Annotated in this window: 13 protein-coding genes; 3 read left to right on the top strand and 10 right to left on the bottom strand. The window is 66.5% G+C overall.

From position 1 onward, the window contains the following. Positions 1–23: 23 nt before the first annotated feature. Positions 24–734, bottom strand: a complete 711-nt coding sequence (locus J5J86_RS13315; RefSeq protein ID WP_209098707.1) for a glutathione S-transferase N-terminal domain-containing protein — start codon at positions 732–734, stop codon at positions 24–26. 239 nt (positions 735–973) lie between these two features. On the opposite strand from J5J86_RS13315, the gene J5J86_RS13310 reads away from it, so the two are divergent. Further along, the gene (locus J5J86_RS13310; protein WP_209098705.1) at positions 974–1435 is read left to right on the top strand and encodes a DUF488 domain-containing protein; all 462 of its coding nucleotides are present in this window, start codon (positions 974–976) and stop codon (positions 1433–1435) included. A 16-nt stretch (positions 1436–1451) separates the two neighbouring features. Here the strand turns inward: J5J86_RS13310 and J5J86_RS13305 are convergent, their stop codons facing one another. The 3 genes from J5J86_RS13305 to J5J86_RS13295 all read right to left on the bottom strand — a co-directional run bounded on the left by J5J86_RS13305 (position 1452) and on the right by J5J86_RS13295 (position 4199). Next, a complete protein-coding gene (locus tag J5J86_RS13305) occupies positions 1452–3080 on the bottom strand; it encodes an NTP transferase domain-containing protein (protein WP_209098703.1) in 1629 nt (542 codons plus the stop codon). Beyond that, positions 3077–3781, bottom strand: a complete 705-nt coding sequence (locus J5J86_RS13300; protein ID WP_209098701.1) for an XdhC family protein — start codon at positions 3779–3781, stop codon at positions 3077–3079. Before J5J86_RS13300 ends, J5J86_RS13305 begins: the two co-directional genes overlap by 4 nt. A gap of 94 nt (positions 3782–3875) precedes the next feature. Continuing rightward, positions 3876–4199, bottom strand: a complete 324-nt coding sequence (locus J5J86_RS13295; protein ID WP_209098699.1) for an XdhC family protein — start codon at positions 4197–4199, stop codon at positions 3876–3878. Between the two features lie 113 nt (positions 4200–4312). On the opposite strand from J5J86_RS13295, the gene J5J86_RS13290 reads away from it, so the two are divergent. Then, positions 4313–5353: a lysine-2,3-aminomutase-like protein gene (locus J5J86_RS13290; RefSeq protein WP_209098697.1), complete on the top strand. Its 1041-nt coding sequence runs from the start codon at positions 4313–4315 to the stop codon at positions 5351–5353. Here J5J86_RS13290 and J5J86_RS13285 read toward each other — a convergent pair. Continuing rightward, positions 5301–6506: a vWA domain-containing protein gene (locus J5J86_RS13285; protein WP_209098695.1), complete on the bottom strand. Its 1206-nt coding sequence runs from the start codon at positions 6504–6506 to the stop codon at positions 5301–5303. The two genes, J5J86_RS13290 and J5J86_RS13285, sit on opposite strands and share 53 nt — an antisense overlap. Before the next feature lie 7 nt (positions 6507–6513). Beyond that, positions 6514–7431 (bottom strand): AAA family ATPase, encoded by a 918-nt coding sequence (locus tag J5J86_RS13280; protein WP_209098693.1) that lies wholly within the window; start codon positions 7429–7431, stop codon positions 6514–6516. Between the two features lie 310 nt (positions 7432–7741). Here J5J86_RS13280 and J5J86_RS13275 point away from each other — a divergent pair, with 310 nt between their 5' ends. Then, the gene (locus J5J86_RS13275; RefSeq protein WP_209098691.1) at positions 7742–9577 is read left to right on the top strand and encodes a calcium-binding protein; all 1836 of its coding nucleotides are present in this window, start codon (positions 7742–7744) and stop codon (positions 9575–9577) included. 67 nt (positions 9578–9644) lie between these two features. On the opposite strand, the gene J5J86_RS13270 is transcribed toward J5J86_RS13275, so the two are convergent. The 4 genes from J5J86_RS13270 to J5J86_RS13255 form a co-directional block, all read right to left on the bottom strand. Beyond that, positions 9645–10244, bottom strand: a complete 600-nt coding sequence (locus tag J5J86_RS13270) for a TMEM175 family protein (protein WP_209098689.1) — start codon at positions 10242–10244, stop codon at positions 9645–9647. Positions 10245–10395: 151 nt separating this feature from the next. Continuing rightward, on the bottom strand, positions 10396–11196 hold the full coding sequence (locus J5J86_RS13265) for an FAD binding domain-containing protein (protein ID WP_209098688.1): 801 nt from the start codon (positions 11194–11196) through the stop codon (positions 10396–10398). Positions 11197–11209: 13 nt separating this feature from the next. Beyond that, positions 11210–13585, bottom strand: coding sequence for a xanthine dehydrogenase family protein molybdopterin-binding subunit (locus J5J86_RS13260; RefSeq protein ID WP_247657584.1), 2376 nt, complete (start codon positions 13583–13585; stop codon positions 11210–11212). A 96-nt stretch (positions 13586–13681) separates the two neighbouring features. After that, entirely contained in the window at positions 13682–14176 is a 495-nt protein-coding gene (locus tag J5J86_RS13255) for a (2Fe-2S)-binding protein (protein WP_209098684.1), read from the bottom strand. Positions 14177–14207: the final 31 nt, after the last annotated feature.

The following is a 14207-nucleotide window of genomic DNA, read 5'->3' as shown; positions in this document are numbered from 1 at the left end:
GCGGGCGGACATCCGCCCAGACATCACGGGCGGGCGCGCTGGCCGAACAGGACGCGCTGGGCGTCCTTGTCCTTGGCGAGGTCCACCTTCTGGCGCTCCTCCGCATTCACGGCGAGGCCGCGCTGCACGGCCGGGCGGCCCAGCATCGTCTCCAGCCAACGCTTGAGATGCGGGAATTCCTCGATTTTCTGGCCCTGCCGCTCCCAGAGCTTGGCCCATCCCACGCAGGCCATGTCGGCGATGGAATAATCGCCGGCGAGGAATTCACGGTCCTGAAGGCGGGTATTCATCACCCCATAGAGCCGATGCACCTCGTTGGTGTAGCGGTCGATCGCGTAGGGGATTTTTTCCGGGGCGTAGATGCGGAAGTGGTGCGCCTGCCCGGCCATGGGGCCAAGGCCGCCCATCTGCCAGAACAGCCACTGGTCGACCTCGACACGGCCGCGCTCGTCGTTGGGATAGAACAGCCCGGTCTTGCGGCCGAGATACTGGAGGATCGCCCCCGATTCGAACACCGAGATGGGCGCGCCGTCCGGGCCTTGCGGGTCGACGATGGCGGGCATCTTGTTGTTGGGGGAGATGGCCAGGAAGTCCGGCTTGAACTGGTCGCCCTTGCCGATATTGATGAGCTTCACCTCATAGGGAAGCCCGCACTCCTCGAGCATGATGGAGATTTTCCATCCGTTCGGGGTCGGCCAGTAATAAAGCTCGATCGGCTCCTGGGCGGCAGACATGCGCATGCTCCTCTTCCAGCGGCGCGGGGCCGGCGAAGGCGGATAGACCTAGCCGCCCCCGTGCTGAACGGCAAGGTGGCAGCATTAGGGCCTCACCTGCCCGTCCACGCCATGCGGATCAAGGTACAACTGTTCCGGGCATCGAGGGGTCCGCAGACGGCGCGAGGGGGCGTCGAGGCGCACCGGGTGCATCGGCGGTCCTTCCATGGCACAGTGCCGGTTCATCGGAATGGAGCCTCATGGCAGCCCAGACGAGCGGCCTGTTCACCATCGGCTACGAGCAGACCACCCCTTCCGCCTTTAACGACACTCTGGTCCGGGCGGGGGTGGACCTGGTGGTGGATGTGCGGGCGGTGGCGGCTTCGCGCCGACCAGGCTTCTCCAAGACCTCCCTTGCTGCCGGCATTGCCACGCACGGCATCGCCTATGTGCACCTGCGCGCCCTTGGCACGCCCAAGGAGGGGCGACTCGCCGCGCGCTCGGGAGACCATGGCGCCCTGATGCGCATCTACGATGCCCATTTGCAGAGCCCCGGGGCACGGGCAGCGCTGGAAGAACTGAGCGCCCTCGCTCCCGGGCGGCGCCTGTGCCTGCTGTGTTATGAGCGTCACGTGGAAGGCTGCCACCGGCTGCGCCTCGCCCAATGGCTGTGCGAGCGGCTCGATGTGCCTGTGGACCATCTGGTACCAGACCCGTTCTGAGGCGTCCGGCGCCTTTTTACACTTCGACAGAGGGCGTGCGCGCCGCCGCCTTCCGCACGTCAGCCAGCGCTTCGGGCGTGTCCACATCGAGGAAGGCCCCGGGGCCTTGCGTTTCCACCTCACAGACCGCCTCCCCGTGGGCTGCGATGAGATGGCGCGCGCCCACGTCGCCGTCGAGGCTGCACAGATCGGGGAAAAAACGTCGCGACCAAAGGACGGGATTGCCCCGGCGCCCATCCCGCACGGGCACGACGATGAGCCGCCCCCGCTCCGGCCCGAAGGCGGCCATCTGGGCATCGAGGAGGTCGGGCGAAACAAGGGGCATGTCGCCGAGGAGCAGGATCGCGCCGCCGGCATCGCGCGGCACGGCGGCGATGCCGGTTCGCACCGAGCCGGCCATGCCCTCGGCGAAGCGTTCATTGTGCACGAACATCACCGGCAGCCCCTTGAGTGCCTCTTCGATCCGGGGCGCCTCATGCCCGGTGACCACGATCACCGGGCGGGCGGCCGAGGCCAGAGCCGCCTCGACCACATGGCGCACCACGGGGCGGCCGTTCACCTGCGCCAGCAGCTTGTTCTCCCCCACCATGCGGCTGCCGCGCCCGGCGGCCAGGATGACCGCCGCAAGGGTCAGAGGCGCATCGGGCGGTGGCTCGTCGCGGGGCTGGGGCCGGGTCGGGATTTCCGACAGTAGGCCTCCGACGCCCAGCCGGGCTATATCCGCGCCGGTCACGGGAATATCCGCCAGGAGGCGCGCCAGCACCCAGTCAAAGCCGTTTTCCTTGGGGCTGCGGGCACAGCCGGGCGCGCCCAGCACCGGGCAATCGCCCAGAAAGCCGAGCATCAGCAGATTGCCCGGATCCACCGGCATGCCCAGGCGTTCCACCCGCCCGCCGGCGCGTTCCAGCGCGACGGGAATCACATCTCGCCGGTCGGCGATGGCCGAGGCGCCGAACACGATGATGCAATCCGCACCCGTCGCCCGCGCCTTGGAGATCGCTTCGGCCAGCACCTCGGGGGCATGCGGCACGCGCAGGTCGCAGACAAGGCGCGCCTCCATGCGCGCCAGCCGCGCGGTGGTGACCTTGCAGGTCTTCTCCACTACCTTTTGGGCAAGGCCCGGCAGAAGCGTCGAGACGAGGCCCACTTGCCGGCGCCGGAACGGGGCCACCTCCAACAGGTTCCGCGCGCTCGCGCGCGCCTGCTCCACCTTTGTGGCGGGCACGGCGAAGGGGATGATCTTGACGGTGGCCACCATGTCCCCCGCCGCCACAGGACTGAAGGCAGGCAAGGTGGCGAGGGTGATGCTCTCGTCCACGAGATTGAACGCTTCCACTGCACCGGGTGCGAGACGCAAGATGCCGGAGTGGAGCGCATGCAGATTGGCGCGGCCCGTAAAGGCGTCGGCGGCGCGCACGCCACGCCCGGCCAGGGCTGCGGCGAGACGGGCGGCCGCGGCATCCTCCGGCACGTCCTCCGGCTCGATGTGCGCGGCGATTACCTCCTTGACGCCATCCGCCGCAAGGGCCGCGATATGGGTCGCATCGAACCGGGTCCCCTTGCGGATCACATGCGCGCCCGCCTGCACCGAATGGGCGGCGATCCGACCAAGGGCGTCCGCGAGGGGCACCGGCCCGAATTTCATGCCGCCCCCCCGGTTTGGCCCGCCTTGTCCTTGCGCAGCTCGGCAATGACCTCGCCAAGGATGGCGACCGCGATCTCGGCCGGGCTGACGGCGCCGATGTCGAGGCCGATGGGCGCGTGGATGCGGTTGGTCTGCTCTGCGGTGAGGCCACGGGCTGCGAGGCGCTCCAGGCGCTTGGCATGGGTGCGGCGGGAACCGAGCGCGCCCACATAGAAGCAGCCGGCCTGCAGGCCCGCTTCCAGGGCCGGTTCGTCGATCTTGGGGTCATGGGTCAGCGCCACCAGGGCGGTGAAGGGATCGAGGGCCAACGCATCCATGACCTCTTCCGGCCAGCGGGCGATCAGGCGCACGTCCGGGAAGCGCTCGGGCGTCGCAAAGGCGGTGCGCGGGTCGACGATGGTCAGATCGAAGTCGGTCAGCTTCGCCATCGGGGCGAGAGCCTGGGAAATGTGAACCGCGCCGATCACCACCAGGCGCGGCGGCGGCACCTGCACCGTCAGAAAAGCGCGGCTCTCGCCCTCCCCGGCCAAGGTGCTTTTGCCCGTTCTCAAGGCCGCCCTTAGCGCCGGTGCCAAGGGATCGGCAGCAATATCGGCCGGACGCACGAGGCGCTGCGCACCGCCGGCGAGTTCCGTGACCAGGATTGCCGGACGACGGGCGGCACGGTCCGCATGGAGGGCTTCGAGCAGGTCAAGGCGCATGGGGAAGGCCCGCAGCAAGGGAGATATGAGGATCGATGAGGCCGCATCCGCTCTGCACGGAAACAGGCAAGGCTCGGCCAACCGGTGGGAAGGGCTAGTCCACCCGCTCCACATAGACGCGGATCGCCCCGCCGCAGGACAGGCCTACCCGCCAGGCGGTCTCGTCCGCCACGCCGAATTCCAGGATGCGCGGGGTGCCGGTCTCGATCACCTCCGCCGCCTCGCTCACCACCGCGCCTTCCACGCAGCCACCCGAGACCGAGCCGAGGAAATTGCCAGCCCCGTCGATCGCCAGATGGCTGCCCACTGGTCGCGGTGCCGATCCCCAGGTTTCAAGGACCGTGGCGATGGCAACCCCCCGCCCCTCCTTGCGCCATTGCAGCGCGGCCCCAAGAACGTCCTCATCCCGTGCCAGCATGGCAGATGCCTCCCTTGAAGGGCTTATGGCTTCGTCATTCCCTTCCATATATAGGAGGCGTCCGCTTCGCCCGCGAGCCTGAAGCGCACCCTTTACTGTTTGCCGGACCTTTGATGACCACATTGCGCACTGCGGAGGACCTGATCGCCGCCGGCCTCGTCCCCGAGGCAGACCGCGCCGACCTCTCCCGCGTCGCCGCCCGTTATGCGGTTGCGGTCACACCGAACCTCGCCGGACTCATGGCGGGGCCGGACCGCACGGACGCCATCGCCCGCCAGTTCCTTCCGGATGTGGCGGAGCTGGACATTCTTTCCCAGGAGCTTGCCGACCCCATCGGCGACAACGCCTTCTCGCCGGTTAAGGGCCTCGTGCACCGCTATCCCGACCGGGTGCTCCTGAAGGTGGTCGGTGTCTGCGCGGTCTATTGCCGCTTTTGCTTTCGCCGCGAAATGGTGGGACCCGGCGCCGAGACCACCTTGAGCGAGCGCGAGATCGACGCGGCGCTCGACTATGTGCGCCAGCATCGGGAGATCTGGGAGGTCATCCTCACCGGTGGCGATCCTTTCATGGTGTCCCCACGCCGGATGCAGGCGCTGGCGGAGCGCCTGGGGGCGATGGAACATGTCCATGTGCTACGGCTCCACACCCGCGTGCCCATCGCCGCGCCCGAGCGCGTAACCGCGGAGTTGGTTTCCTCCCTGCGCGCCGAGGGGATCACCCCCTACGTGGCTGTTCATGTGAACCACGCCCGCGAAATGACGGCCGAGGCCCGCGCAGCCATCGCGCGCATGGTGGACGCCGGTATCCCCGTTCTGTCTCAGACGGTCCTGCTGCGGGGCGTCAATGATCACGCGGACACGTTGGCGGCGCTGTTCCGCGCTTTGGTCGCGAACCGTGTGAAACCCTATTATCTCCATCATCCGGATCTGGCGCCAGGCACGTCCCACTTCCGGCTCGGTGTCTCGGAAGGACAATCCTTGGTGGCGCAGTTGCGCGGCCGCATCTCTGGCTTGTGCATGCCCACCTATGTGCTGGACATCCCCGGCGGACACGGAAAGGCTCCATTGGAGAGCGCCGTTGAGAGGGGTGCAGACGGCAACCTCAGCGTGCGCGACCGGGACGGACGGGTCCATCCCTATCCGGATGGGCCGTGACCGAAGGCGCCGAAAAGGCCTTCACCAGCGCATCGAGGCTGTCGAGATTGTGCACAGGGCGGAACTCGTCCACATGGGGCAGCAGCGCGCGCACGCCCTTGGCCTTGGGCTCGAAGCCCGCATAGCGCAGCAGCGGATTGAGCCAGATGAGGCGTCGGCAGGAGCGGTGGAGGCGGCCAATCTCTTCTTCCAGATCCGGCCCCACGTCCCGCTCCAAGCCGTCCGTCACCAAGAGAACCACGGGGTTTTGCGCCATCACCCGGCGCGACCAGTCCTTGTTGAAGGCACGCAGTGAGGCGGCGATGCGGGTGCCGCCGGACCAGTCCTGCGCCGCCGCTGCCACCTGTTCCAATGCCTCGTCGGGGTCCTTGTGCCGCAGGGCGCGCGTCACATTGGTGAGGCGGGTACCGAAAAGGAAGCTGTACACCCGTTTGCGCTGGGCGGTCAGAGCGTGGAGGAAATGCAGCACGGGGCGGGAATAGTCCGCCATTGAGCCGGAAATATCCACCAGCGCAACTGCAGGCGGCGGCCTCCAGCGGGGCGCCCGGTGGCGCAGGGGCAGATAGAGCCCGCCAGTGGCCAAACCCGCCCGCAAGGCGGCCCGCAAATCCGGCCGCCGGCCACGCGGGTCGGGCGCGAAGCGCCGGGTGGGCACGAGGTCGTCCGGCATGCGCATCTGGGCGATGGAGGCGCGCGCGTTGCGTGCTTCGTCGGCGCTCATCTGCGCGAAGTCCTTGGTGCGGAGCACCTCCTGCGCGGAGGCGGTGAGGCGCGCGTCCCACTCCATTTCCGGCGGCTCAGGCGCAGCACGCGGCGCGGGGGCCGGCGCAAACGCCTCCTCCACCCGTCGCAGGAGGCCCTTCTCCTTGGGCTTGGCACCAATAGCCTCGGGAGACAGGAGCGCAATGAGTTTCTCCATGCGGTCCCGCCGCCGCCAGAACAGGCCGAATGCCTGATGGAACACCTCGTGATGCTCTCGGCGGGTGACGAACACCGCGTGAAGCGTCCAATAGACATCCTCGCGGCTGCCCACCCCTGCCACTGCAAGGGCTTGGGTGGCGTCGAGAATGGAGCCCGGCCCCACCGGAAGCCCCGCCGCCCGTAAGGCGCGGCCGAAATGAAGCACATTCTCCGCCAGCCGGCCGTCCGCCATGGCGTGTCTATCCTGCCGCCAGCGCGTGGCGCGCATCCTCCAGCAGACGCTGGATGCGGGGTGCGTCCGTGCGGGCAAGGTCATCCTGGTATTTCAGGAGAACGCCCAAAGTATCCTTGACCGTCGCCGGATCGAGCGACACGGCGTCAAGCTCCACCAGTGCCGAGGCCCAGTCCAGCGTCTCGGCAACGCCCGGCACCTTGAACAGGTCTTCCTTGCGGATGGCCTGCACGAAGGCCACCACCTGACGCGACAGAATCTCAGGCACATCCGGCAGGCGCGCGCGCAGGATGGTCAGTTCCCGCTCGGCATCTGGATAATCTACCCAATGAAACAGGCAGCGGCGCTTCAAGGCGTCGTGAATTTCCCGGGTGCGGTTGGAGGTGAGGATCACGATGGGCGGATGAGATGCCCTTATGGTGCCCAACTCGGGAATGGTGATCTGGAAATCAGACAGCAATTCCAGCAGGAAGGCCTCGAAGGCCTCGTCGGTGCGGTCAAGCTCGTCCACCAGCAGAACCGGCGGCCCCGCAGGATCGGGGCTGAGCGCATCAAACAGGGGCCGACGCAGGAGGAAGCGCTCCGAGAAAATGTCGGAGGATATGGTAGCCTTGTCCGCATCCCCCGCCGCCTCGGCGAGGCGGATCGCGATCATCTGTGCGGGGTAGTTCCATTCATAGGCCGCCGCCGCCAGATCGAGCCCCTCATAGCATTGCAGGCGGATGAGGCGGCGTCCCAGGGCACGGGCCAAGGTGCGCGCCACCTCGGTCTTGCCGACCCCGGCTTCGCCCTCCAGCAGCAAGGGGCGGCCCATGCGCAGCGCGAGATGGATGACGGTGGCGAGCGCACGATCGGGAACATAGCCAGCATCGTGAAGCAGGCGAGCCGTCGCGTCGATGGAGGCAGGGCGTGCAGGGTTTTCCATCATCCGACCTCAGGCCTCCCGACACGCGGTGCGGGCCGGCGAAAAAAAACGAAACGCAGAAAGAAGATAAAGGCTGCCTTCCGGCCTCGCAATCCGCACAGAACCTGCAGGCCTGGCCATGCGTATTTGGCCCGACCGGATGCGTCCATGAACGGTCATTCAGGCAAAACACACATCCCGACGCGCCAGAAACCACGCCGAAAAGACATCACTTCCTTATTACAGACAATTTTCATCTCTTCAAAAGCACACATGGCTACGCTAAAGGCGAGCAAACTGTCCGATACGTCCAACACAGCGAGAATCAAGAATGTCCATTTCGGACTCAGCCTTCACGACGCTTCGCGGCACGGCCCATGACGACCTTATAGAGGGGGCGGACCTGGCGGAGCGGCTTCTGGGACATGCCGGCAACGACACACTGATCGGCGCCGGAGGTGGCGACATCCTCAATGGCGGGCGCGGCGACGACGCGATGATCGGTGGCGCCGGAGGCGATCTCTATCGCGTGGATGCCGACGGAGACCTCGTTGACGAGAAGAGCGGGCAGGCAGTGGACGACGGCGCCGTCGACACCGTGGTGTCCAAGGTCGACTTCACCTTGCCCGACTTCGTTGAGAACCTCCGCCTCGCGGGCAGTGCGACCATCGGGACGGGCAATGAGATCGATAACCTCCTGATCGGCAATGCCGCCGACAACACCCTTTATGGTGCCGCCGGCAATGACGAAGTCTTCGGCCGCGCGGGCAATGATGTGATCTATGGCGGCGAAGGCAATGACCATCTGGTCGGCGGGTTGGGCGACGATGCCCTCTATGGCGGGGCGGGAGACGACATCCTGTCCGGCGGCGCCGGAAATGACAGCCTGTTCGGCGGCGAGGGAAACGACGTGCTCGGTGGCGGGGCCGGTATCGATGACCTTTACGGTGGCGCCGGCAACGACACCCTGCTCGGCGGCGCGGGCGCCGATTTCCTCGACGGCGGTCTCGGCGCCGACGTGATGCAGGGCGGCATCGGGGCGGACATCTATATGGTGGACAATGCCGGTGATGTGGTGGACGAGCGCGGCGGCGACGGTGCCATCGATACGGTGATGTCCTCGGTGTCCTTCACCTTGGGCCGCCGCCTGGAAAACCTCACCTTGCTTGGCAATGAAGGTCTTTCGGGCACCGGAAACGACCTCGCCAATATCATCACCGGCAATAATGGCGACAACGCCCTTTCTGGCGGCGCCGGCCGTGACTTCCTATTCGGCGGCGCCGGACGGGACTATTTGGATGGCGGCACCGGCGCTGACCACATGTTTGGCGGGTCAGGGTCCGATTACTATGTGGTCGATTCCGTCGGCGATGTGGCGGTCGAGGACGGCGGCACCGACGATGGCGCCTGGGATGTGGTTTATGCCGGGGTGTCGTTCACCATCGGCGACCATATCGAGGTGCTCCAGCTCCAGGGCAACGCGAACCTGTCCGGAACCGGGAATGACGGCGCCAATTACATCTACGGCAATGACGGCGCCAATATCCTCTCCGGCCTTGGCGGCAACGATTATCTCGACGGCGGCCTCGGTGCCGACGAGATGCGCGGCGGCATGGGATCCGACTATTACAAGGTCGACAACATCCTCGACATTGTGAACGAGGTGTTCGGGCAAACCATTGATGACGGCTCCATCGACACGGTGGAAAGCTCGGTGTCCTTCACCCTCGGCCGAAATGTGGAAAACCTGACCTTGGCGGGATCTGCCGATCTGTCGGGCACGGGCAATGAGAGCGGCAACCTGCTGGTGGGCAATGAGGGGGCAAACACCCTCTCTGGCCTCGATGGCAACGACTATCTTGCCGGCCGGGCCGGGAACGACGTGCTGGACGGCGGCGCGGGTACCGATACGCTGGAGGGCAACCAGGGGGGTGACACCTTCGTATTCGGCCTCGGCTACAGCTTCGACCAGATCGCCGACTTCGAGGCTGGCATCGACAAGATCGCGATCAAGGCAGACCTTGGGCTGGAGACGGCGGATCAGGTGTTGGCGGTGGCCCAGCAGTGGGGGAACGACGTGGCCTTCATCTTCGGCAATGACGATGCACTGCTTGTCCGCAACATGACGGTTGCGCAGTTCGAAAGCGCCGATTTCCTGTTTACCTGACACCCGCCGCCCGCGCGGGCCGCAGGAGATACGCAAGCGGCCGCCTTTCGGGGCGGCCGTGTTCGTTTCAACCGGCGGTTCCCGGCGGGACAAGCCCGGTTTGGCGTGGAAAGCGGGTGATGATGTTCAGGAGATAGGCCAGCATCGCATAGTCAGGCGCAACGAGGCTGAGCAGAGCGGACATCGCTGCCGAGGCGATGAAGACGGGCATATGTGGCCCCGCCACCCGCCAGAAGCCTCTGCGCTCATGGGGCGGGAAATCCTTGTAGCGCAGCGCAATGGAGAGCAGCCCGAGCGCGATCATGTTGCCCGCATAGAAAATGACCGCAGGCGGCAGCGAGCCATATTTTCCCACCAGACTTGAGGAAAACGGCACAAGGGTCACAAAGAACAAGTAAATCATCTGCAGATGCACTTGGCCGGACGTGGCCGGCTGCGCGCCCGGACGCAATTCCGCGATGCCCCTCCAGTGGGCGCCGAGCACAAAGAAGCTGATGACATAAGTGATCGTCTGCGGCCACAGGCCGATCAGGTGGGCGGTCAGATCCGCCGCGGAGGACAGCGGCAGGTCTGCCGGCAGGCGGATGTCCAGCACCAGGACCGTCATGGCGAACGCAAAAATGCCGTCGGTCAGGCTTTCGAGGCGTGGCCTGGAAAATCGGCTCATGGGCAAGACAACCTTGCTGCGAAACGGCCCCGTGGGCAGAGGCTGACCGGCACCTTTCGCGCACACAAGGTCAGCGCTTCATCCCCTGCCCCGCGAACAAAAAACCGGCCGGACCACGAGATCCGGCCGGCCCACATTTTCTTGCCTTGGCTCAGGCACCCATGGCAGCGACAGCGCGCTTCGCCATCACCTTGGCGAGATGTGCGCGATATTCGGCGCTGCCATGCAGGTCCGCCATCACGTCGGAGGGATCAAGGGAGAGCGAGTCGAGCGCATCAGGGGTGAAGGAGGCGCCAAGCGCCGCCTCGGCCTCGGCCCAGCGGAAGACGCCGCCCTGCCCTACGCCCGTGATCGCCAGCCGCACGCCGCCGGCGGTCTGCGCCACGAACGCGCCCGCCATGGCATAGCGGGAGGCCGGGTTGCGGAACTTGCGGTAGGCGGCCCGCACGGGTTTCGGGAAGGAAATGGCCAGGATGACCTCATCTTCCGCCAAGGCGGTCTCGAACAGGCCGATGAAGAAGTCGTCCGCCGCGATCTCGCGCGCCGAGGTGAGGATGGTGGCGCCTAGCGCGAGGCAGGCGGCGGGATAGTCGGCGGTGGGGTCGTTATTGGCCACAGAGCCGCCCATGGTGCCCCGGTTGCGCACCGCGGGGTCGCCGATCAGCCCGGCAAGGTCCGCCAGCGCCGGGATGACGGAGCGGACCACATCCGAACCCGCCACCTTCGCATGGCGGGCCATGGCGCCGATCTTCACCCCATCGCCAGTCGCCTCGATGGCGTCGAGCCCCGGCACGGCAGACAGGTCCACCAGGGTGCCGGGCTGGGCGAGGCGCTGCTTGAGCGTCGGCAGCAGCGTCTGGCCGCCGGCCAGGAGCTTGGGCTCGGCAGCGTCGCGAAGCAAGGCCACGGCGGCATCCAGTGCGGCCGGGCGCTGATAGTCGAAGGCATACATGCTTGCGTCTCCTTCACTCGGCCGCGCGGCGCGTGAGGGCGCCCTGCGCAATGGCCCAGACTTTGGCCGGCGTCGCCGGCATGTGGATGTCCTGCGTCCCCAAGGCATCGGTCAGCGCATTGATGACCGCCGGAGGCGCCGCAATGGCCCCCGCTTCGCCGCAGCCCTTGATGCCCAGAGGGTTGGAGGGGCAGCGCGTTTCCGTCAGCCCCACCGTGAAGGACGGCAGGTCGCCGGCGCGGGGCATGGTGTAGTCCATGTAGGAGCCGGTCACGAGCTGGCCGTCCTCGTCATAGCGCACGCCCTCGTGCAGCGCCTGGCCGACGCCCTGCGCGATGCCGCCGTGGACCTGCCCCTCCACGATCATGGGATTGATGACCACACCGAAATCGTCCACCGCCACCCAGTTCACGATCTGCGTGACGCCCGTCTCCGGGTCCACTTCCAGTTCGCAGATGTGGCAGCCGGCCGGGAAAGTGAAGTTGGTGGGGTCATAGAAAGCCCCTTCCTTCAGCCCCGGCTCGATCTCCGAGGTGGGGAATTTGTGCGCCACATAGGCGTTGAGTGCCACCTCGCCGAAGGCAAGCCCCCGGTCCGTTCCTGCCACCGTGAAGCGGCCATCCTTGAACTCGATGTCGCCTTCGCTGGCCTCCAGGATATGGGCGGCGATCTTCCTGGCCTTGGCCTCCACCTTGTCCAGCGCCTTGGAGATGGCGGACATGCCCACCGCCCCCGAGCGCGAGCCATAGGTGCCCATGCCAAACTGCACCTTGTCGGTGTCGCCATGGATGACGCTCACCTGGTCGATGGGAATGCCGAGACGGGATGACACCAGTTGCGCGAACGTGGTCTCGTGGCCCTGGCCATGGCTGTGCGAGCCGGTGAGCACCTCCACATTGCCGGTGGGGTTCACGCGCACCTCGGCGCTCTCCCACAGGCCGACACCCGCGCCCAGGGACCCCACCGCCGCAGACGGGGCGATGCCGCAGGCCTCGATGTAATTGGACAGGCCAATGCCCCGCAGCTTGCCGCGCCGCGCCGCCTCGGCCTTGCGGGCCGGAAAGCCCGCATAGTCGATAAGCCCCAGCGCCTTGTCCATGGAGGCCGCATAGTCACCGGCGTCGTAGCACATGATGACCGGCGTCTGGTGCGGGAAGCTGGTGATGAAATTGCGCCGCCGCATCTCCGCCGGATCAAGCCCCAACTCCCGCGCCGCCTTGTCGATGATGCGCTCCACCAGGAAGGTGGCTTCGGGCCGCCCGGCCCCGCGATAGGCGTCCACCGGGGCGGTGTTGGTGTAGCGGGCATCCACTTCGCAATAGATGGCGGGTATGTCGTATTGGCCCGACAGAAGCGTGGCGTAGAGATAGGTGGGAATGCAGGAGGCGAAAGTGGAGAGATAGGCACCCATATTGGCGATGGTCTTCACCCGGAAGCCCAGGATCTTGCCATTGGCGTCCAGCGCCAGCTCCCCATGGGTGATGTGGTCGCGCCCATGGGCGTCGGAAAGGAAGGCCTCGGAACGGTCCGACGTCCATTTCACCGGCCGGCCCAGGCGCTTGGAAGCCCACGCGCAGGCGGTCTCCTCCGCATAGATGAAGATCTTCGAGCCGAACCCGCCGCCCACGTCTGGCGCGATCACGCGGAGCTTGTTTTCGGGCGCGAGGCCCACGAATGCCGAAAGGACGAGCCGGGCTACATGGGGATTCTGGCTGGTGGTCCAGAGCGTGAAAGCATCGTCCCCGGAATCATATTCGCCGATGGCGGCGCGCGGCTCCATGGGGTTGGGGGCGAGGCGGTTGTTGATGATGTCGATTGAGGTGACCCGCGCCGCGCGGGCAAACGCCGCTTCCGTGGCGGCCTTGTCGCCCAGTTCCCACTCATAGACGGTGTTGCGCGGCGCCACCTCGTGCACCTGCGCCACGCCTTCGTCGGCGGCAGTGGCCAAGTCCACCACGGCGGGCAGGACCTCGTAATCCACCACGATGGCGGCAGCGGCGTCCTTGGCCTGGTTCAGCGTCTCCGCCACCACCATGGCCACGTGGTCGCCCACATAGCGCACCTTGTCGAGCGCGAGCGCGGGATGGGGGCCCATGCGCATGGGCGAGCCATCCTTCGAATGGATCATCCAGCCACAGATGAGCGAGCCGATCTTATCCTCGGCAATGTCCGCCCCGGTGAGCACGCCAACCACGCCCGGCATGGCGGCCGCCGCGCTGGTATCGATGGAACGGATGTTGGCGTGGGCGTAAGGCGAGCGCAGGAAATAGGCATGGGCCTGGCCGGGGCGGGACAGGTCGTCGGTGTAGCGGCCCTTGCCGGTGATGAAGCGCTGGTCTTCCTTGCGCCGCACGGGGGCGCCGATGGGTGTGACGGTGCTGGCGTTCACAGGGGTGTCCTCCCTAAAGGACGAATGCATTCGTTCGCAAAATGCGTGGACAAAGACCCGGCGGTCACGGTTCTGCGGTGGCGGCTCTGCGGCCGCTTATTCCGCAGCGACAGTCAGGGTGGCGCCGCCCATGGCGCGGGCGCCGGCTTCGATCGCCTTGACGATGTTGTGATATCCCGTACAGCGGCACAGATTCCCGTCGAGATTTTCGCGAATGGTCGCCTCATCCACCGCGGTGCCGTGGCGCGCCACGATGTCGAGGGCGGTCATGATCATGCCGGGCGTGCAGAAACCGCACTGGAGACCATGATGCTCGCGGAACGCCGCCTGCATGGGGTGAAGCTGCGCCCCGTTGGCGACGCCTTCGATGGTGGTGACGGACGCGCCGTCCGCCTGGACGGCAAGCATGGTGCAGGACTTCACGGAGGCCCCGTCCACATGGACCACACAGGCGCCGCACTGGCTGGTGTCGCAGCCCACATGGGTGCCCGTCAGCAGCAGCTTTTCGCGCAGGAACTGGACCAGCAGGGTGCGCGGCTCCACCTCCGCGGTCACGGCACGCCCGTTCACGGTCAAGGAAATCTTCGTCATGCACGACCTCCCACTTGGGCTTGTCGCCCCG

The organism is Aquabacter sp. L1I39, assembly GCF_017742835.1.
Lineage (GTDB): Bacteria > Pseudomonadota > Alphaproteobacteria > Rhizobiales > Xanthobacteraceae > L1I39.
The sequence above is the reverse complement of the archived record's forward strand: the minus strand, read 5'-3'. Positions and strand labels throughout refer to the sequence as shown.